General features: G+C 51.3%; 17 protein-coding genes and 1 riboswitch. Of the genes, 7 read left to right on the forward strand and 10 right to left on the reverse strand.

Annotated features, from left to right (window positions below; translation table 11 throughout):
* Nucleotides 1-35: 35 nt before the first annotated feature.
* The gene (locus AC0YN4_RS16080) at nucleotides 36-1,031 is read left to right on the forward strand and encodes a polysaccharide deacetylase family protein (RefSeq protein WP_475782110.1); all 996 of its coding nucleotides are present in this window, start codon (nucleotides 36-38) and stop codon (nucleotides 1,029-1,031) included.
* 57 nt (nucleotides 1,032-1,088) lie between these two features.
* Here AC0YN4_RS16080 and AC0YN4_RS16085 read toward each other — a convergent pair whose 3' ends face one another.
* The 6 genes from AC0YN4_RS16085 to AC0YN4_RS16110 all read right to left on the reverse strand — a co-directional run bounded on the left by AC0YN4_RS16085 (nucleotide 1,089) and on the right by AC0YN4_RS16110 (nucleotide 6,934).
* Complete coding sequence (locus AC0YN4_RS16085; protein ID WP_475782111.1) at nucleotides 1,089-1,880, reverse strand: 3D domain-containing protein; 792 nt, start codon at nucleotides 1,878-1,880, stop codon at nucleotides 1,089-1,091.
* A gap of 107 nt (nucleotides 1,881-1,987) precedes the next feature.
* Nucleotides 1,988-2,190, reverse strand: a riboswitch (cyclic di-AMP (ydaO/yuaA leader).
* A 65-nt stretch (nucleotides 2,191-2,255) separates the two neighbouring features.
* On the reverse strand, nucleotides 2,256-3,395 hold the full coding sequence (locus AC0YN4_RS16090; RefSeq protein WP_475782112.1) for an ATP-binding protein: 1,140 nt from the start codon (nucleotides 3,393-3,395) through the stop codon (nucleotides 2,256-2,258).
* Nucleotides 3,396-3,474: 79 nt separating this feature from the next.
* Complete coding sequence (locus AC0YN4_RS16095; RefSeq protein WP_475782113.1) at nucleotides 3,475-4,101, reverse strand: TetR/AcrR family transcriptional regulator; 627 nt, start codon at nucleotides 4,099-4,101, stop codon at nucleotides 3,475-3,477.
* A 140-nt stretch (nucleotides 4,102-4,241) separates the two neighbouring features.
* The gene (locus AC0YN4_RS16100; protein WP_475782114.1) at nucleotides 4,242-4,943 is read right to left on the reverse strand and encodes a CAP domain-containing protein; all 702 of its coding nucleotides are present in this window, start codon (nucleotides 4,941-4,943) and stop codon (nucleotides 4,242-4,244) included.
* A gap of 116 nt (nucleotides 4,944-5,059) precedes the next feature.
* Nucleotides 5,060-6,025: an HNH endonuclease gene (locus AC0YN4_RS16105; protein WP_475782115.1), complete on the reverse strand. Its 966-nt coding sequence runs from the start codon at nucleotides 6,023-6,025 to the stop codon at nucleotides 5,060-5,062.
* Nucleotides 6,026-6,052: 27 nt separating this feature from the next.
* Nucleotides 6,053-6,934 carry an AraC family transcriptional regulator gene (locus tag AC0YN4_RS16110; RefSeq protein ID WP_475782116.1) on the reverse strand — a complete coding sequence of 294 codons (882 nt, stop codon included), beginning with the start codon at nucleotides 6,932-6,934 and terminating at the stop codon, nucleotides 6,053-6,055.
* A gap of 99 nt (nucleotides 6,935-7,033) precedes the next feature.
* Between AC0YN4_RS16110 and AC0YN4_RS16115 the strand changes: the two genes are divergently transcribed.
* Nucleotides 7,034-9,064: a beta-galactosidase gene (locus AC0YN4_RS16115; protein WP_475782117.1), complete on the forward strand. Its 2,031-nt coding sequence runs from the start codon at nucleotides 7,034-7,036 to the stop codon at nucleotides 9,062-9,064.
* 78 nt (nucleotides 9,065-9,142) lie between these two features.
* Nucleotides 9,143-10,015 carry a CAP domain-containing protein gene (locus AC0YN4_RS16120; protein WP_475782118.1) on the forward strand — a complete coding sequence of 291 codons (873 nt, stop codon included), beginning with the start codon at nucleotides 9,143-9,145 and terminating at the stop codon, nucleotides 10,013-10,015.
* Between the two features lie 200 nt (nucleotides 10,016-10,215).
* On the opposite strand, the gene AC0YN4_RS16125 is transcribed toward AC0YN4_RS16120, so the two are convergent.
* Entirely contained in the window at nucleotides 10,216-11,094 is an 879-nt protein-coding gene (locus AC0YN4_RS16125) for a helix-turn-helix domain-containing protein (protein WP_475782119.1), read from the reverse strand.
* Nucleotides 11,095-11,255: 161 nt separating this feature from the next.
* On the opposite strand from AC0YN4_RS16125, the gene AC0YN4_RS16130 reads away from it, so the two are divergent.
* Nucleotides 11,256-12,098, forward strand: a complete 843-nt coding sequence (locus AC0YN4_RS16130) for a phytanoyl-CoA dioxygenase family protein (protein ID WP_475782120.1) — start codon at nucleotides 11,256-11,258, stop codon at nucleotides 12,096-12,098.
* 374 nt (nucleotides 12,099-12,472) lie between these two features.
* Here AC0YN4_RS16130 and AC0YN4_RS16135 read toward each other — a convergent pair whose 3' ends face one another.
* The 3 genes from AC0YN4_RS16135 to AC0YN4_RS16145 all read right to left on the reverse strand — a co-directional run bounded on the left by AC0YN4_RS16135 (nucleotide 12,473) and on the right by AC0YN4_RS16145 (nucleotide 17,355).
* Entirely contained in the window at nucleotides 12,473-15,310 is a 2,838-nt protein-coding gene (locus AC0YN4_RS16135; RefSeq protein WP_475836176.1) for an alpha-mannosidase, read from the reverse strand.
* 211 nt (nucleotides 15,311-15,521) lie between these two features.
* Nucleotides 15,522-16,541, reverse strand: coding sequence for a Gfo/Idh/MocA family protein (locus AC0YN4_RS16140; protein ID WP_475782122.1), 1,020 nt, complete (start codon nucleotides 16,539-16,541; stop codon nucleotides 15,522-15,524).
* Between the two features lie 28 nt (nucleotides 16,542-16,569).
* Nucleotides 16,570-17,355 carry a sugar phosphate isomerase/epimerase family protein gene (locus AC0YN4_RS16145; RefSeq protein WP_475782123.1) on the reverse strand — a complete coding sequence of 262 codons (786 nt, stop codon included), beginning with the start codon at nucleotides 17,353-17,355 and terminating at the stop codon, nucleotides 16,570-16,572.
* A gap of 140 nt (nucleotides 17,356-17,495) precedes the next feature.
* Here AC0YN4_RS16145 and AC0YN4_RS16150 point away from each other — a divergent pair, with 140 nt between their 5' ends.
* From AC0YN4_RS16150 to sdaAA, 3 genes are all read left to right on the forward strand, one after another.
* The gene (locus tag AC0YN4_RS16150; protein ID WP_475782124.1) at nucleotides 17,496-18,296 is read left to right on the forward strand and encodes an AraC family transcriptional regulator; all 801 of its coding nucleotides are present in this window, start codon (nucleotides 17,496-17,498) and stop codon (nucleotides 18,294-18,296) included.
* 107 nt (nucleotides 18,297-18,403) lie between these two features.
* Entirely contained in the window at nucleotides 18,404-19,099 is a 696-nt protein-coding gene (sdaAB, locus tag AC0YN4_RS16155) for an L-serine ammonia-lyase, iron-sulfur-dependent subunit beta (protein ID WP_475782125.1), read from the forward strand.
* Nucleotides 19,099-19,995, forward strand: coding sequence for an L-serine ammonia-lyase, iron-sulfur-dependent, subunit alpha (gene sdaAA, locus AC0YN4_RS16160; RefSeq protein ID WP_475782126.1), 897 nt, complete (start codon nucleotides 19,099-19,101; stop codon nucleotides 19,993-19,995). The genes sdaAB and sdaAA overlap by 1 nt, the downstream gene beginning before the upstream one ends.

The following is a 19,995-nucleotide window of genomic DNA, read 5'->3' on the forward strand; positions in this document are numbered from 1 at the left end:
TGTTTGAGACTAACCGTGTAAAGAGGGATCTTTTCATGCATGATCATAGAACGGCAGGGCAAAATGAGATCGACCGGTTACTGCACGGCTATTCTTGCACGGAGCGGAGGACGAAGAACATGTTCGGGATGCCTGTAACAAAGCGGGTGTTAGTGCTGCTGCTTCTGCTTGCTTGGTCCGCATTATTAAGTTCCTCGACATATGCTGACGATGCCAGGTCCTCATCTGAGGGCTTTCCGCAGGTCAGCAGTGCTAATACGCCTGAGCAAGCCGCGGACGGACACGGGATCAATGCCGGTGCCAAGCATGCCCAGCCTTCTTTCAACAGCGAGCAGAAACGCAGGAAGAAACGCAGCGCCATATCATGGGTAAAGCTGCAGCAACAATTTCCCGGTTCATTCGTTGTATGGGGACCGCGAGGATCAAGAAGAGTGGCGCTGACCTTCGATGATGTGCCCGATCCGCGATACACGCCTCAGGTACTGGAAATACTGGCTCGCTATAAAGTAAGAGCGACTTTCTTTGTCGTCGGCAACCGCGCTGCGAAACACCCTGCTCTTGTAAGGCGCATGCGTAAGGAAGGCCATATTATCGGCAATCATTCGTATGATCATGCGGTCTTCTCACGCATCTCCCGCTATGCCTTCGAGCAGCAAATTTGGCAAACCGATTGGATTCTGCGTCCTCTTGCCGGATACAGTCCCAAATTTATACGGCCGCCCTACGGCGAGATTACGCCGCAGCAAGTAGACTGGCTGCGGCGGCGTGGTTACATTGTAGTCAATTGGGATGTGGATTCCGTCGATTGGAAAGGCCTGGACAGCAACACCATTCTCATCAACATCAAGAGAACGCTGCAGCCCGGTTCGATTATATTGCAGCATGCCGGCGGCGGCGAAGGACAAGATTTATCAGGCACGGTCGCTGCGCTGCCAAAGCTCATCCGGCTGCTCCGCAGCAAAGGGTATCAGATCGTCACGCTGCCCGAGCTGCTGAATAAATCCGAGGCTCGCGGTGCACGGACAAGGTAATGGAAACGAACAAAACGGCAGCCCCACCGACCGGGCTGCCGTTTGCATCTCTATATGCTATTCCAGAACGAATACTTTCACGTATTGGAAGCCAAACGTCTTGGCTTGCTCTTGTGATTGCGGTATGAAAATATCAATACGCTGGCCTTTGATGGCACTGCCTGCATCAGCTGCAATGGCCATCATGCCGCCACTCGGAAGTCCGGCATGGTCATAGCCAGTAACATAGACCTTGCTGCCAAGCGGGATGATCTTCGGATCAACTGCAATTGTTCCAAGCTTAAGCGGGTTACCGAAGTAGTCAACAGCGCCCCATGAGCCGTTCTCAGAAGCAGCGGCTGTATACGCACTTGCTTTAGCTTGAACAACTTCCGAATAGTTATAATTGCTGCTGCCGATGGTGATGATTTCTTCTTCTCTGTCCACGGAGGTCATTTTCATCGACTTACCGACTGCTGCTTTAGACGCAGCTTTCACAGCTTTCGGCGCAGCCTTCGCTTTGGCTTTCGGAGCTGCCTTTGCTGCTGTCTTAGGTACTGCTTTTGCTTTAGGTGAAGCCTTAGCAGTAGCCTTCGCTTCCGCCTTCGGCGCTGTCTTCGCAGTCGTCGACGTCTTCACAACACTCGAAGCCGGGATAACAATGCTAAGCCCCGCGTAGATGTTGGTAGGCTCAATCATCGGATTAGCTTTCAGCATCTGCTCCAATGAAATGCCGAATTGCTTGGAAAGCTCCCAGAAGGTGTCGCCGTCTTTCGCGCTGTACGTCGATGCCGCGCTTGCCGTGTGTGTAAGAACAGCAAAGCTAAGCGCTGCAATTACCGCGCTTTTCTTCCAAAGATGTTTCATCAAGTTGTATTGCCTCCTTTTGATTTACGGCTATCATCCACGTTGTGCTTGTGCGGATTTATTCCGTCATCGCGATGAAGGACACACAGCTATACAAGCTATGTCATAAACTTCCTTATCGCATGCGGCCTGCGAGGTTAGTTGTCGGATTCGGATTGAGGAGTTCAACCCTACGCTTCGTGAATAAGCGATTCACCCCAGCGCCATATGCGCGTTCAGCGCTGCATTCCCTTATGCGGAAATACAGGCCGGAGGGCAGTTATGCCACTCCCTAAAAGATCCCCCGTACGTTACGTTTCGGCTCGCGTAATAGAATACCATATCCGGCAAAGCAAATCCTACCGGTAAATACAGGAACAGCTCTTGAAATTACCACTTCTATACATTTCGCGGGAGAAAAATGCTCACCGTTGTCCCTTTCTCAGGGATGCTCGTAATGTCCATTCGACCTCGATGACCTTCGATAATGCGATAACAAATCATAAGTCCAAGACCCGTTCCGCTGTCTTTCGTAGTGAAGAACGGGCCGCCCAGTTTAGGCAGCTGATCCTGTGGAATACCTACACCTTGGTCGATGATTTCAACGATTAATTCGCTCTGCTGGTGCAGCTTCACGTCAATCGTGATTACGCCTCCGCTCGGCATGGCCTCTATCGCATTCTTGAGCACGTTGACGAATACCTGCTTCAGCTGATTCTCGTCGCAAAGCAGCTCCGCTGAAGTGGCATCCGCACGCGAGACGATCTGCACATCGCGCAGAATCGCCTGCGTCTCAAGCAGCGTCAATACACTTTGAATGATTTTGACCAAGTCATGCTTACGGAACTGATTGGCCTGCGGCTTGGCAAGCGCCATAAATTCCTGCACGATCGAATTGATTCGGTCCAATTCAACAAGCATAATATCGAAATACTCATGATATTGATCAATCTTCGTCTTCAGAAACTTAGAGAAGCCGATCAGCGAAGTAAGGGGGTTGCGTATTTCGTGAGCGATACCTGCAGCCATTTGGCCGGCCACAGACAGCTTCTCCGATTGAATCAGCGCTTCCTCTTCTTTCTTCCTCTCGCGTATATCGCGAAACACGCTCTGCACAACAGTGCCTTTATTCAAGTAATTGCGAATTCGTGTGCTGGATACCTCGACATCAATGATCTCCCCGCCTTCTGCAATCACCTTGCAATCGAGAAATTCATTGGGCTCGTCCGTCTCCATAATCGCTTGAACTCGTTCTGCGGATCGCTCCCAATAATCCGGATGTATGTAACGAAAGCTCTTCTCGCCTGTAATGACGCCGCTGTCCGTAATATTCAACAGTTTAAGACCTGCTTGATTGGCGAACAGGATTTCGTTCCCGTCATGTACAAAAATCGGCTCCGGCAAATATTTAATCAATCGTTGGTAATTGTGCATATCAGATCTGGCATCGATATCGTCCACGCCATGATTCCCTTTACCCAGCTTCCTCTTCACATTCACAGCAAGCGGCTTGTTACAATATACGGCTTTACGCCTCATGTCTCATACCCTCCGGGTGATGAAGTCTTCCTAAGGATTTCGCCTCTAATTCTTGCAAACCCTGCTCAGTGAGAAAGTTTTAATGTGAACGCATACCGCGAATCAGCGTTTGTATGCCTTGCTTGAAAATCGGCATCGTCCGCGCGAGCAGCTCATCCGTCGGTTCGGAGTGGTTGCTGTAGGTGCTGATGAAGCCTTGCAGGTAGTAAAATAAGATCCGGCCATTATTCAATGCTGCCTCTTGCATCACTTCCTCTGACCCTTCAGAGACCGCACTATGCAATACCTTCATTATGTGAGCGAACAGTCGGTTGCGAATGACGTTGACCTCGAGTTCCGGCTGCAGTTCATCCACTCGTACCGAGGCGGACATGAACAGGACGGTTTGCAGACTGCCGCTCGTCAGGCTGAAGAGGATATATTCGCTGCATACGGCAAGCAGCTTATCCAGGGCCGCCGTATCCGGCTTGTTGATTTCGCCTTGCAGCTTCTGTTCGAGCTTGAGCAGCGAGGGAATCGCAATCTGCTGAAGCAGTTCTTCTTTATTTCTGAAATATAAATATATGGCGGTATGCGAGCAGCCTGCTGCTTTGGCAATTTCACGCATCGTAACAGCCGAATACCCTTTCTCCGCGAATAAAGCTGCCGCTGCGGCACGAATCGCTGCTTTCATCTCTTCCGTTAATTGTTGCCTTCTTGTAGTCATAGCACCGGCACCTCATATTTAGTCTCGATTAGTTTGATAACCATTGGTCACAGAATAACCGACGGTTATTACAACGTCAACTTATAACACGCAAAAAGAGCGGCCGATGTACGGCCGCTCTTAGCTATTTAATCTTATTATTAGGACGTGAATTCTTGCACCCACTCGCCGTTGTAATATGCAACGCCGAGTTTGTTAAAGTTTTTGCTGAGGATGTTCGCTTTATGGCCCGGGCTGTTCATCCATGCCTGCATGACTTCTGCCGGCGTACGCTGACCCTTCGCGATATTCTCACCTGCATAGGAGTAAGAAACGCCATAAGCACGCATCATATCAAACGGCGAACCGTATGTGGGCGAGTTATGATCAAAGTAGTTGTTCGCATACATATCCTTCGCCTTGTCCAAAGCGACTTTCGTCAAGAGCGTATCGGATTTCAATATGCCCAGACCTGCATTGGCACGTTCTTTGTTAACCAATGTAACGACTTGAGCGGCAAACGTGCTCTTATCTGTTGTGCTGGTTCCTGTGTTGGTGTTAGATGATCCGCTGTTCGACGATCCGCTGTTCGAGGAACCTGTCGTTACCGGAACCTTAATCGTCATGCCCGCCCAAATGACATTCGGGTTCGCAATGTTCGGATTCGCTGCAATCAGCTTGCTGAGGCTGACCCCGTATTTCGTTGCGATCTTGTACATCGTGTCGCTGCTCGTAACCTTATACGAGACGGAACTGTTCACTGTGGCTGCTTCTGCCTTCTGCAGGGCTGCTCCTCCTCCAGCTACGATCAAACCGGCTGCGAGTACGCTAGCTACACCTATACGAAATGGTTGCATCTTCATGAATATTTCCTCCTTGTTATGGTTATCGTGTGTGCCGACCTTTCGACGCCACCCATGTTAACACGGGGAAATAGCAAAATACACCTCATAAAATATGGAAACCATCTCATTGGATGCTAAAAATCATCAAATACAAAGTCCAATTTATCCGCCTTTTTCAGGTTGCAGGCGGCACATGCGCAGACGCAATTTGCGGGAGACGAAAGTCCTCCCTTTGACTTCGGCAGCACATGGTCGATCGTGTCCCCATAACGGCCGCAATACTTGCAAATATAGTCGTCGCGCTGCAGCACCAGCAGCCGGAAATCCGTCTTCGTATAGAGCTTGTGGATCAAGCCGGGATTAATAATGCCGGCTGCACCTTCCTCCACCATCCGCACAGCCATCTCCGTCGGAATATCGGTCGACCAGCGTTTCCCGGTTTCGCGGTGACCGCGCAGCCGAATATGTCCGCGGCCACGATCATTAAGGAGCGAGGTTTTGTATGTAAAAGCACCTTTAATCGGATTTATGTTCCGATCCGGCGGGCGAACTGCAACCTGTTCTATAGCGCTGATTTCCGCTTTTAAGCTTTTGATCTTCGCGGCTTTCGATCGTTTGTGGCGACGTTTGCGCTTCCGCTTCGCTGCAGGTATTGGCGCTGCTTCGACCGCGGCAGTCGATGCAGATGGTTGTATTTGTACAGCAGCTGCATCCTTCTGCTCACGGTCAGCCTCTGAAGCTGCCGCTGCAGAGGCTGACTGTCCATCATGGACAGAGGCGGTCGGCTTGGAGGCCGCACTGCGCTTCTTGCGGCGACGCTTCCGCTTCCTTGTCGGCTTGGCGGGAGCATCATTATCGGCAGCTGCAAAAGGCACAGATTCATGCGCCTCGCCGTCCTCTTCCTCATCCTCAAGTTCAAATTCCAGAAACCGGACAGCCTCCTCCACACTGTCAAACGCCGAATCTCCCGGCGCTGTCTGCCGCTTCCTCTTACGCAGACAAGTTCGGCAAATCCCGCGCCTGCCGCTGCTTCCCGCACGTTTCGTGAACGCTGTAAGCGGCTTCTCTATTCTGCATGCCGTGCATGGCTTCATCTCCATCGCAATCACTTCCGCTCCGTTTCCTTATCAGGTCGTCGTTAAGCCGTGCAGCTTACGAAACTGCTCCGGGGTAATCCCTTCCGCTTTGCCGAATGCGGCAATGAAATGGCTGGGATCGCGATAGCCGGATAATTGCGCTATCTCTTTAATCGACCTTTTGTCGCCAAGGCTCATCATTTCCTTGGATTTAATCATCCGCAGTCGAATTAAGTAAGCATAGGCCGTAATGCCGAACGCCTGCCGGAATAATGAATTTAAATAACGGGAGCTGATGCCAAGCTGCTCCGCCATATCGGTCAGGCTGATATCCGGGTCACCGTAATGGAAATCCAGCCAATGCAGAAGCGGGTCCAGCTTCTCCAAATGCTGGAATACTGAGGAACGTCCGCCCTTCTGGCCGTATATTTTGATCATCGTGAGAAATCGGTACAGCTGCGCGGAAGCATTCAGACCTGTCCTGTCCTCATCATGCTGCGCTTGTTCAATCATGCTCTCCAATTGCGAGGTAATTGGCGCGTCTTCGTTCCAATTCAGCCATTCCGTTTGCCGGATGCCCAGGGAAGCCAGCATCGATGCTGCCAGGACACCGCCGAACGTCACATACATGGTCGCCCACTTCTTGCCCGGCTTTGCTGTATAGAAATGAGGGACGTCCGGAAATAGCAGGGAACCGTTGCCTGGCGGAAGCGAATACTTAATTCCGTTCAGCTCGAACTCGCCTTCGCCCTCTATCGTTTGCAGCCAATGGAAGCACGGATAGCCCTTTGTCCGGTCCACGGCTTCTTGGTCCGGATTGATTCCGATACTATCTACATAAAGCGGCAGCTCGTACTCACCCAGCGTGAACATGTAGCGGCTGCGCTGCTGACCGTCATTGAACCCTTTATTCCGCTCGATGATTTGTTCCATATTATCATATCCTGCCTATTCTTTTTTATATATCTCTAATCCGCATCTTACCATAAAATAAAGCTGTTATCATTCACTTCACTGGAGGAATTTGCGACTATGGATACTTCGAAACTGCCCAAAATGTTATATGGCGGCGATTATAATCCCGAACAGTGGGATTCCGCCATCTGGCCGGAAGATATGCGTATGCTGGAACTTGCAGGAATGAACATCGCTACCGTAAATGTATTCTCATGGGCGTTGCTTCAGCCAAGCGAGGATACTTATGATTTTGAAACCCTTGATCGGATTATGGACATGCTCCATGCAAACGGCATTTATGCCTGCTTGGCAACAAGCACGGGTGCTCATCCCGCTTGGATGGCTAAGCGTTATCCCGAAATTCTGCGTACCGATTTCGAAGGACGGAAGCATAAATTCGGTGGACGCCACAACTCCTGTCCAAACAGCGAGGTTTACCGGACCTACTCCACTCGCCTTGCCGCGAAGCTTGCAGAGCGTTATCAGAACCATCCTGCCGTTCTGCTGTGGCATGTCTCCAATGAATATGGCGGCGAATGTTACTGCGATCAATGCGAAATCGCATTTCGCGGTTGGCTGCAGAAGAAATACGGCACTTTGGACAAACTAAATGAACAATGGAATACCCGTTTCTGGGGACATACCTTCTACGAGTGGGACGAAATTGTGCTGCCAAGCGCGCTAACAGAGCAATGGTCGTACGACAAAACTTGTTTCCAAGGCATCTCGCTCGACTTTAGCCGCTTCAATTCGGACAGCATGCTTGAATGTTACAAGCTGGAATATGATGCCATTAAGGCTTACACGCCTGATATTCCCGTTACGACTAACTTAATGGGAACCTATAAACAAATTGATTATTTCAAATGGGCCAAGCATATGGACATCATTGCCTGGGATAACTATCCTTCCATGAATACCCCCTCCAGCTACGTTGCGATGACGCATGATCTGATGCGCGGGCTGAAAGGCGGAGCACCGTTTCTGTTGATGGAGCAAACGCCGAGCCAGCAGAACTGGCAAGCGTATAACACGCTCAAACGTCCCGGAATTATGCGCCTATGGAGCTATCAAGCCGTCGCGCATGGTTCGGACAGCGTGATGTTCTTCCAGTTGCGCCGCTCTGTCGGTGCTTGCGAGAAATACCATGGCGCGCTTATTGAGCATGTCGGTCATGAGCATACTCGTGTATTCCGCGAATGCGCACAGCTTGGAGCTGAGCTGAACGCTATGGGGACGAAGCTTCTTGGTTCGAGACTGCCGAGCCGAGTTGCCATTATGTTCGACTGGGAGAATCGCTGGGCAATCGAATATTCGAGCGGACCGACCGTTGATTTGAAATATGTCGACGAAATTCATAAGTATTACCGGGCTTTCTATGATGGCGGCTACCAAGTGGACATCGTATCCTTCGAGGATGATCTCTCCGCATATGACATCGTTATCGCTCCGGTTATGTACATGGTCAAGCCGGGTATGGCTTCGCGAATCGAAGATTTTGTCCGGGACGGCGGAACCTTCGTAACGACCTTCTTCAGCGGGATCGTGAACGAGAACGATATTGTAACGTTAGGCGGATATCCGGGAGAGCTGCGCCCGCTCCTTGGCATCTGGGCCGAGGAAATCGACGCCCTGCTCCCTAACGGCACCAACTCAGTCGTAATGAAAGATACTTTAGGTACGCTTGAAGGCACTTATCGCTGCAATTTGCTTTGTGATCTTATCCACAGCGAAGGCGCAGAAGTCATCGCCGAATATGGCGAGGATTTCTATGCCGGCATGCCTGTCCTAACTCGCAATAAGTATGGCAGCGGCGAAGCTTGGTATGTCGCTTCCAGCCCGGATGAACAATTCCTGCAGGGTTTCGCTGATGTATTGTGCAAACAGCATGGTATTGCTCCATTGCCGGGCAAGCAGCCGGGCGTTGAAGTTACGCGCAGAGTGATCGATAATCGCGCTTATTTATTCGTCCTGAACCACAATGCAAAATCCGTCACGATCGAGCTCGGAACAGAGTCAGGCACCGACCTTATTACCGGAAACACATTCGCTGGGCAAGCTGTCATTAATGGCCGCGATGTCCTCATCCTTGAGCAATTTGCTTGATATTGCCTAGCTCTGAGATCGAATAGCTCCTTTCCCCGCTGAACATATTAGTTGGTGTGAAAGGAGCTGGTTACTCAAATGAGAAGGTTTTTCGGTACATTATTCGGAATTGTATTAGCTTTTGGTCTTGGCGCTCTTATCTACAATGGGGTGTCGGATCGCAACGTCACTCCAAACAACACCTACCACTCGGCAAGCAGACACGACCTCAACCAGCAGCGTTTGAGCATCAAATCCAATGATGATCTTCTGCCGCTGAACACAGGTCATCGCATGCTGCGGACAACCCAGCCAGGCACGCTGAGAGCCCAGAATACGCAGTTAGGCAATATACCGTGGTATCAGCTTTATTATGGCGGTACTTGGAATCCGGGTGGCGGCGGCGCCGCGAATCCGGGCACTGGCTATCCGAATGTTACCTACCCCGGCGGCAATAAGTGGACCGGGAATACCGGAAACACTGGCAATACAGGTAATACCGGAAATACAGGTAATACTGGCAATACAGGAAACACCGGTAATGCTGGCAACACCGGCAATGCCGGCGGATCCAACGCAGCGGACAGCTCCTCCATCTCGCAGCAAATCCTGCAGCTGGTTAATGCAGAACGGTCGAAAGCCGGCCTTCAGCCGCTGTCGCTGAATGCATCGCTGTCCAAGGTTGCACAAGCCAAATCGAATGATATGCGTGACAAAGGTTACTTTGATCACAATTCTCCAACCTACGGCAGTCCGTTCGATATGATGAAACAGTTCGGCATCAACTACTCCTATGCCGGCGAGAACATTGCAGCTGGTCAGCAAGGCGTACAAGCGGTTATGACTGCTTGGATGAACAGCCCGGGTCACCGTGCCAACATCCTCAGTGCTAACTTCACCCAACTGGGCGTCGGCTATGCTCCGGGCGGAAGCATGAGTCCGTATTGGACGCAGCAATTTATCAAACCTTAAGCAATTGCCAAATCAAAAGCTGTCCCAACTTGTGTCATGCGACACTTTGGAGACAGCTTTTGTTTATATAAAACGATAATAAGTGATGCGGCGGCGCACTGTGGTTGCGAGGCATGAAGTTAGTTTGCTCGGGTCAGGTTAAGAAACTGATTGCAATGATGGTGGGTTCGATGTGGGCTCGAGGTGGGTTCTGGGTCAGATTATGTGCAACGTTTGCTGCGGTAATGGCCCGGCGCTTCTCCAACCTCTTTCTTGAACGCTTTCGTAAAATGATGCACATCGGCAAAGCCGCAGTACGCGGCAATCTCTTCAATGGTATTGTCCGATCCGGTCAACAGCTCCTGCGCATGGTGAATGCGCAATTGGAGCAAGTACCGATGCGGCGAAACGCCGAGCTGCTCCTTGAATTTCGCGCTGAAACGCGAAGGGGAAAGGTTCGCTCTCGCTGCCATTTCACTGACCGTGAGCGGCTCGGCCAAATTCAAGGATAAGAAGGAAGTAATCCAATTCATCCGCTGCGGCGCTGCCTTCTCCGTTTGCTTCAGATCGGTGTGATCCTCCAGAATGGTTAGGATCACTTCTGTTCCCATGGACTGTGCCCGAAGCTGCATAAGCGGATCGCGATGCTGCCAGCACTCCACCATCGCGAGAAACTTGTCCCGCAGCGCGATCGGATGCTTCGGCTGCAGCCTGACCGGGATTGTAACGCCATGAAAGTCGTTCAGCCGCGGCTGAATGAGATGGCTGTACGGCTCCAGATCAATCTGGCCGCTGCGGGTCGGAAATCGGTCCTCCCTGAGCGAATCGTAGAAGAAGTCCATATGGGCAAACGGCGTAATCGTATTCGTTTTCCCCTCCAGCACATTCAAGACATTCGGTTGAATCAGACAAAAGTCGCCTCTTCGAAACTCATAGGGGACACCATCTACTTGAAACACGCACTCTCCTTCTTGAAAATAAACGAGCAAATAATCAAGCAATCTCCGTTCCGCGGATAACCACGGCTTCCTGACGGCATAATCGCTCTCTCGAATATAGGGAACAATCGGCTGTTTCTCCATCAATTCAGATAAGTACATTTGGATAAGCTCCTTGGACGCAATCGGGTATGAGTTGCTTTTATTATATACGAGTCGCAGTTGTTTTTGACAAAAGAATTGAGAGACCGGAACAAAGTCAGCAGCAGGAGCTGTGCTTTATAATAAAAGCATCTTAGCAGTACTAAGGAGATTAGATCATAATGACGACCACAAATCCATCCAACCTCGCCGAGCTTCCGCAGCTTGACAGCGATTATACGTTGACAGCAGAACAAACCGATTCCTATCAGAAGAACGGGCATATCCTCCTGAAGGGCATTGTAACTCCTGATGAAATGAGCTTCTATGAACCGCTTATCGAGCAAACCGTGCGTCAGCACAATAACCATACGAAACCGGTTGAAGAGCGGGATACGTACGGTAAAGCTTTTATCCAAATCGGAAACCTATGGGAAATGAATGAAGGTATCAAACGTTTCGTCATGGCGCGTCGTTTCGCCAAAATCGCAGCCGAGCTTATGGGTGTGGATGGCGTTCGGATCTATCACGATCAAGCATTGTTTAAAGAACCGGGCGGCGGTCATACGCCGTGGCACCAAGACCAAGTGTACTGGCCGCTTGAAACGCCAAACACAATTACGCTCTGGATGCCGCTTGTTCCGATTTCCGAGGAAGTCGGCTCGATGACTTTCGTGGATGGATCACATACGTCCGGCTACATGAGCCGTCAATTCATCTCCGACGAATCACATAAGACGCTTGGCTCCTATATTGAAGGCAAAGGCCTTGCGAAGACGAACTACGGCGCTATGTCCGCAGGTGATGCAACATTCCACGCAGGATGGACGCTGCATTCTGCGCCGGGCAATCCAACCGATTCCATGCGCGAAGTCATGACGATCATCTATGTCGCTGACGGCGTCAACACGATGGCACAACCGGACAGCAGTGCACGCGAAAACGATTTAAAGTCATGGTTCCCAGGTGTTAAAGCAGGGGAACCCGCTGTTTCCCCGCTCAACCCGCTTGTTTATAAGAAGTAAATGAAAAGGCTAGCCCTGCATCGACGTGATGCTCGGGCTAGCCTTTAACTGCAGCGGAACCAGCCGCTTATCCCGTCTCCTAACCACAACATTCAAACTTGTAACGGTTGTGACAGTAGCTATTTTGCATAAAAAGCGCTGTTTTTTTCGCTAACGGTTGCCACAGAGCTTAAATGACCATTTTCTAGTCGAAATTAACCATTCTGATCTATATAACCTCTGTCACAACCGTAAGCGTTTAAAACATCGATTTTTCCTAGAAATAGGCTCGCTGACAACCGTTACAATTTGATCCAAAAAAAATGGCTGCCTGACTTTCTCAGGCAGCCTGAAGCTGGCCCCCGACGGGAGCTAGCCTTTTCATATGAGTTCGTTTAGAAATCAATGCGTACAGCAGCAAGCGAATACGGCGCTACTTCAACGTTTAATGTATCGCCCGCAAGCGTCACAGTACGATCGCCCGGAATCAGGTTCTCGTTCACATCGACCGCGTATGCTCTTACTGCGCCTTGGAACAGCTTGAATGAGGCGTTCGCGCGCTTCCCATCCGCTTCGTACATCCGAATAATCCAGCTGGCCCCGCTGTTTCCTTCCGGAACTTTGATTGCCGATACGGCAACCGCGTCATCCAACTGCTCGATATACCCCGCATCCGCCGGCTTCGAGCCCGACCGCTTCGAGCCTGACAGCACATTCACCTTGTGGTTAACCCGGTACGCCTGCTCGATGATATCGCGGCTTGACGCCGATGCTTCCGCCAGACAAACGGAAAGCTTAATCCGATGATGGTTGCCAAGCTCCGGATAGGGATCCGGTTCATACGAACCGCGTATGAGCGAAACGGACATCGAATTATCCGTTCCCCGGAAACCGTATTTGTTGTTCGTCACGATGAACAACGTGGGCTTATGCGGATCATCAGCACGCAATGCCTGCACAAAGCTGTTGCCCGGCAATTCCATATCTCTGGCTTCCCGTACAATTGTCCCGAACGGAACATCATATTTGTAGGCTTCACTCGTATAGCCAATTGGGAGATGGAACTGCAGCTGCGGAATGCCAACCTCTCTGCTACCCGCTTCCTGCCAATTGCATTCCACATGGAAATCAAGGCTTGTGCTGCCTGCATCCAGTGAAACCGTCACGTGAAGCGATGACGAAGTCTTGAACTGCATTTCATAGCTGATTGTTTGCCGCAATTCCCCCGAAACCGTCTTCTTCATGATTACCCGCTCATGGAGGCTGTCGATTTGCATAAAACGGCCCACCCACCATGCCGCCATCCCTTTGCTCGGATCCTCCTGAATTAGTCGGAATATCGCGGCCGGTCTGGCTGAATCTATCAGCTCCTCGCCGGATCTCTTGTCATTGAGGGAAATTACAGAAGCGTCTGTTGGATTAAAAACAGCCCGCACAAATTCATTTTCGAGCAAATAATCTTCATCCCGGTCAACCCGCGGATCACCAATGACGATTTGGGAGGAGTAACCTTCCCCTTCAGCTACGATCAAGGTGCAATAGCCGCACGCCGGCACCTTCACGCGCGCAAGCAATCGCAAGTAATCATGCGACCAATAGGCATTCCGGCCGCTATCCAGAACCTGGCTTGGCACGGTCTCGCCCGCAGCGGTCTTCACGACAATCGCCTTAATCGGGCTCTTCCAATCCCAGAGCAGGATTTCGACGGTTTCCTCCCTCGCTTGCAGCGAAGAATTAAAGAGATGCACGATACGATTGCTTCCGGCTCCGCGCTCTACCTGCGTAATCTTGAAATCACGGGTCCCGAAGCCGACACCAGCTCCTTGCGCCGTGTTCGTGGCCGAATGGCCAATCTCAATCTCCGATGTATCAATATCGGCTGCGATTCGCTCAAGCGCAAGCTTCCGGTTCGTTCCGGCAATCGCCATCGTGTTCTGAAACAACCCCAGCGCATGCTCGCGAGTTTCGATAACGCCGGAGCCTGGCAGGATATCATGAAACTGATTAAACAATACACCACGCCATGCTTCCTCGAAAGTGTCACCCGGGTAAACTGCTCCATGTGCTGCTGCAGCTACCGAGCTGAACAATTCCGCCTCGTTAAGAGCAGCCTCTGAAACACGATTCGCATTCTTGATCCGGGTCTGAGACGTGTAGCAGCCTGTAAAGACGACATTCAACTCGCCTTTCACAACAGGCAATTGATCCCCGACACGCTCCGCTTCTTTGAAATAATCGGCATAACCGCCGAACCGTATCGTGGGGCAAATCGGCCATTCCTGCATCGCTCGCAAACGATTCAAGTCACGTCTGGTCGGCCCGCCGCCATGATCGCCTACTCCATATACATACAGATAAGAATTCAAGCCTGTCCTGCGACAAATGTCCGGTACATAAGACGTGAATACAGGACGGACAAAATCGTTATACCAGGTTAGTTCACGGTAGACGATGACCGATTTACCGGAAGGCCCTTCCCAGCGGGTAAGCGGGTCTCCCTCAGCACCGCGGCAATGGTAGTAATAGTTCACACCGCCATTGGCCAGTATTTCCGGTACCTGTAGGCTATGCCCGAACGTGTCCGGCTCAAAATCCAAATTCAAGCTATCCGGCGCAATATCAAATAAGCGGCTAAGGTAGCGTTTCGTATAGAGGATATGCCGTGCTAAGCTCTCGCCGCTTGGCATGTTCTTATCCGCTTCCACCCAGTGCGACGCCGTAATTTCCCAGCGGCCTTCCTTCACTCGGCGTTTGATCTCCTCCAGCATCGATGGAGCATATTGCTCTACGATTCGATAAATCGAGGCTTGGGATTGAGAGAACGTAAACTCCGGATACTCCTCCATCAGATTAAGCATCGTGCGGAACGTATCGATGGTGACGGAAACCGTCTCATCCCAGCCCCACATCCAGTTCATATCGATATGCGCGTGGGACACTGCAATGACATCGTAACTTTTCGCATCAGCAGCTAAGCTTTGCAGCATTCGTTCCGCCTCAAGTGCAGCTTGTTTTACGATGGCGCCATCCTCCGCGATGCGCTGTTCTATGTAATCAAGCGTGCTTGCGATCACCGCATCATACTTTAGTCCCTTCACCTTCGACAGCTCCTGAGCGAATACCAGCTGCGAGAGAATGCGATCATTCCATTCATTACGGCCGCTGAATTCCAGGTCATCCCAATAGGATTGCGGCTCCGGTCCGATAAGTCGTCTAATTCTCGTTTCGTTCATATTCAATTCCTTTCCTCTCTGAATCGGATTTGAAGAAAATCAGCACAAACGGCACAAGGTTAGCATAGCGTTACAAGCCCACGCCTGCAATAAGGCATTATTAAACTATGATGAGGTAATCTTAGCGTGTTGAGGACGAAAAATGACCCGTAAGCAGTCACATTGAATGGTCAAGTGTGCTGCCTGCGGGTCATCGTGTTGGTAGTGTGTATTAAAGAGAGATTACGCGGCCTGTCGCTTGGGATTCGAATGCAGCCAAGATCACTGCAAGCGATTTGCGGCCTTCTTCGCCGGAGATGCTTGGTTTGGTGTTAGTCAGAAGCGATTCGATGAACGCATCTACAACGCCGCTCGTTTCTTGCTTATCGTTTGTGCTGATTGCACCGACGTTGTAGCGTTCCACTGTGCCGTTACGAAGCTCAACGATAATTTGATCCTTCGGATCTGTACCGATCTTCATAACGCCGTTCTCGCACCAGAGTACAGTGGAGTTGTCTTCGCCTTTGTAGTACGTCCAACTTGCTACAAGCGTGCCGATTGCGCCGCTCTTCATACGAAGCAAGCACGTCGCGTTATCGTCAACATCTGTACCTTCTTTATCAAGCGTACCGATGTAGCCTGTTACCTGCGCAACTTCATCGTCAAGCAGGTAACGGATCAAATCGGATTTGTGCACGCCAAGGTCGCCCATTGCGCCCATGATTGCTTCTTCTTTACGGAAGAACCAGCTGCCTTTGCCGTCTACGCTCCAGCCTTCAGGACCGGGATGGCCGAAGGAAGTGCGGAATGTCAATACGCGGCCAAGCGCGCCGCTTTGAAGAAGCTGCTTCGCTTTCACGTGTGGAGGCATTAGGCGTTGGTTGTGACCAACCATCAGATATACGCCGTTCTTGCTGGCTGCTTCGATCATGGCAGCCGCTTCTTCGTCCGTGGATGCCATTGGCTTCTCAACAAGCACGTGAGCGCCTGCGTTTGCAGCAGCAATTGTAACCGGAGCATGCAGATAGTTCGGCGTGCAAACGCTGACAGCCTCTGGTTTCATTTCGCTAAGCATAGCTTCGTAGCTTATGAATGCTTTCGCATTGTATTTCTCTGCAAGTTCTTCTGCACGTTCGATAACTGGATCTACGAATGCTACGAACTCTACGTTCGGGTTAGCAGCGTATTCCGGAATATGACGGCGCTGAGCGATCGCACCGCAGCCTACAACGGCTACTTTAATTTTCTTCATGTGAAGTAACTCTCCCTTTGATCAATAATTATGCTTTATGGCCGTTTGCTTTCAGCCATTCCATGCTTGTTTGTACGGATTCAAGCGGCGGGTTTGCGCAGCTGTCCTGCTCAACAACAAGCCATTCAACGCCTGCTTTGTTAGCCGCGTCGATAATATCGTTCAGCGCAAGATCACCTTTACCCAGCTCGACTGTGTCGATATGGTTGACCGATGTTTCTTTGCGGAAGTCTTTCAAGTGAAGCAGCGGCAGACGGCCGGCATATTTGGCGATATAAGCCAGCGGATCTTGATTGGAATATTGCACCCAACCGATGTCCATTTCCACTTTAAGCAGATCAGCATCTACTTTCGTGTACATCGCATCGAAAATGTATTCGCCGTCGATTTGAGCGGCAAATTCAAAGTCATGGTTGTGGTAGCAGAATTGCAGACCTTCTTCGCGCAGACGAGCGCCGAAAGTTGCGAATTTCGCGATCAGCTCGCGCCAGAACGCTTCTCCGCCAGCCAATTGCTCAGGGGATAACCATGGGCAGATCACATAACGTGCGCCAACTGTTTTGAGGTATTGGATTTGTTCGTCCAAGCTCTCTTCAAGCTGCTGCAAGCCAACATGGCTGCCGAATGCTTCAAGGCCAAGCTCTTGCAGAAGGTCGCGCATTTCTTCAGCCGGGATATCTCCGTAGCCTGCAAATTCAACGCCTTCATAGCCCATTGCCGCTACTTGGCGAAGCGTGCCTCTGAAATCTTTAGCTGTATCGTCACGCAGTGTAAACAATTGTAATCCGATTTTCACTTGTGATCTTCCTTTCATAATGACGGATGAACGCCTGATCGGCGTCAAGCCCGGTTAGTTGACCAATCTGACAACCATTATAGTGGATATCAAGGCGTTCGTAGATGTATTATATAACAGTGACATGTACAATTTTGCTGTAAAATGGAGAGAGACCTTTGAATACCGAAATTATGAGCTGCAATTACTCCTATCATTCACAGCCATTTCAGATTACCAATCGGGACGGATTGCGCGCCTATGTGTTTCGTTTGCAAGTGGACGGCAGCTGTGAGGCGCTCGTCGACGGTCGGATGCAGCGAATTGAAGCCGGTGATCTGCTGCTCTTTAAGCCTGGTGACTACTATCAGCTGAACATCGCGCCAAGTCACTCTCAGGAAGAAGAGGATGCGCAAACCGAGATCTCAAGCGGCGATTATTACGTCATCTGTCGCGGGAGCTGGCTCGACGAGTGGTGGAGCCGCAAGGATCGCCCTCAGCGCGTAAAGGTTGTTCCGGATGAACGCTGGCTGTCGGTCTGGCAGGCACTTATCTTAGAGAAACGGCGCTTTGAAGCAGAGGATCGCGAGCTGGCCGATTATTTACTGCGCTCGTTATGCCTCTGCATTGACCGTGCGATCACAACACAGTCGGTGTTTCAAGGGAAATCATTTGTCGCCACGCGCATGAAAAACTTCATCGACGAGAATGCCGCACGGTCGTTCACGATTGCCGAGGTGGCCGAATGTGCACGGCTCAGCGTATCGCGTACCGTCCATCTGTTCAAGGAATGCTATGGCATGACCATCATTCAGTATACCCAAAATGTCCGATTATCCATGGCCATTGACCGCATCAAATACAGCACCATGACCTTGGAGCAGATTGCGATAACTTGCGGTTTCGGCAGTTATTCTTACTTCTATCGCGTCTTCCGTCAGAAGTACGGCGTGTCCCCCGCAGCCTATCGGCTGAGCTAGCCATTACGAACAACTTGGAAATGAGTTCTCTTTGCTGCTCTTGGAAACAATAGCATATGTTTACGGCCTAATTTGTCGCCACATTCTAATCGGAGGTCTGCTGCCGCATGCGATTCAAAGACGTATTCTCCATTATCGGCCCCTCCATGGTGGGACCTTCCAGCTCTCATACCGCCGGCGCAGTCCGAATCGGGCTTGTTGCCAGTCAGCTTCTGGGCGGCGTGCCGGATCAAGCGGAAATTATTTTCTACGGCTCCTTCGCCGCTACCTATCAAGGACATGGTACGGATATTGCGATTGTCAGCGGATTGCTTGGCTTCGCCACAGATGATTATCGCATCCCGCAAGCGCTCGATATCGCGAGTGATCGAGGCCTTGCTATTTCTTTCGAACAAGGCAAAGGACTCTTCTCCCATCCCAATACAGTAAAACTCGTCTTATCCGTGGATCAGCCTGTCCCGCAGCAGCTATCCTTGATCGGAACCTCCATCGGAGGCGGTAATATCGAAATCGTCGAATTAAATGAATTTGCCGTTAAGCTTACCGGCAACTACCCCACGCTTGTCATCCGGCATGCTGACCGTCCCGGCGTGATTGCCGACCTGACTTCCTTGCTGAAATCGGAAAGCGTCAACATCGGTCATATGTCCGTCGATCGTAAAGGTCGAAGCGGTGATGCACTGACTGTGCTTGAGCTGGATGCTGCCCTGCCCGCTCCGCTGCTTGAGGCAATCAAAGAAATCAACCATGTGCAAGCCATTTATACCGTTGATCTTAGTCAATCAGAGGGGACTGGTGCGTAATGAATTTTCGGACGTTATCAGAGCTTGGCGAGCTGTGCGCGCAGCGTGGGCTTTCGATTGGGCGGTTGATGCTGGAGGAACAAAGCGCGGAGTCAGGAAAGTCGCCAGCGGACGAATTCGCCAAGATGACCGCCTATTACGGCGTCATGAAAGAAGCGGTCCGCCGCGGTCTGCACGAGAATACCACATCGCGCAGCGGGTTAACCGGTCTTGATGCGCAGCGCGTGCTGGCGAAGAGACAAGAGCTCGAGCCAAGCCTCGGCGGATCGGCCAGCGATGCGATGGCGTATGCGCTTGCGGTGTCTGAGGTTAACGCCTCCATGGGCCGCATCATCGCAACGCCAACGGCGGGCTCCTGCGGCATCATCCCCGGCGTCTTCGTCAGCACCCAGGAGCGGTTTGGCTTGGCAGACGAAGAACTGGTCTATGCTTTATTCGCCGCCGGCGCCATTGGCTATGTCATCGCCAACAATTCCTTCGTCTCCGGCGCCGAAGGCGGATGCCAGGCGGAGGTCGGCTCCGCCATCGGCATGGCGGCCGGCGCACTCGTGGAGCTGCGAGGCGGTACGCCAGCACAAGCGATTCATGCCGTAGGCCTCGCGCTGAAGAATACGCTTGGGTTAATCTGCGACCCTGTCGGCGGACTCGTAGAAATTCCATGCATCGTTCGCAACGGCTTCGGCGCCGTTACGGCGCTGGCTGCCGCGGATATGGCGCTTGCCGGTGTTCGCAGCGTCATTCCATCCGACGAAGTCATACAAGTAATGCTAGAAGTCGGCTCAGCCATGCCGGAGATCCACCGCGAAACAGCCGGCGGCGGCCTGGCCCAAACGCCAACAGGGCGCAAAATTATGAGCGACCTTAAGAATAAGAAAAACCCGCCGCAGCAGCAGTAA

It is taken from the genome of Paenibacillus sp. J22R3 (assembly GCF_056269305.1).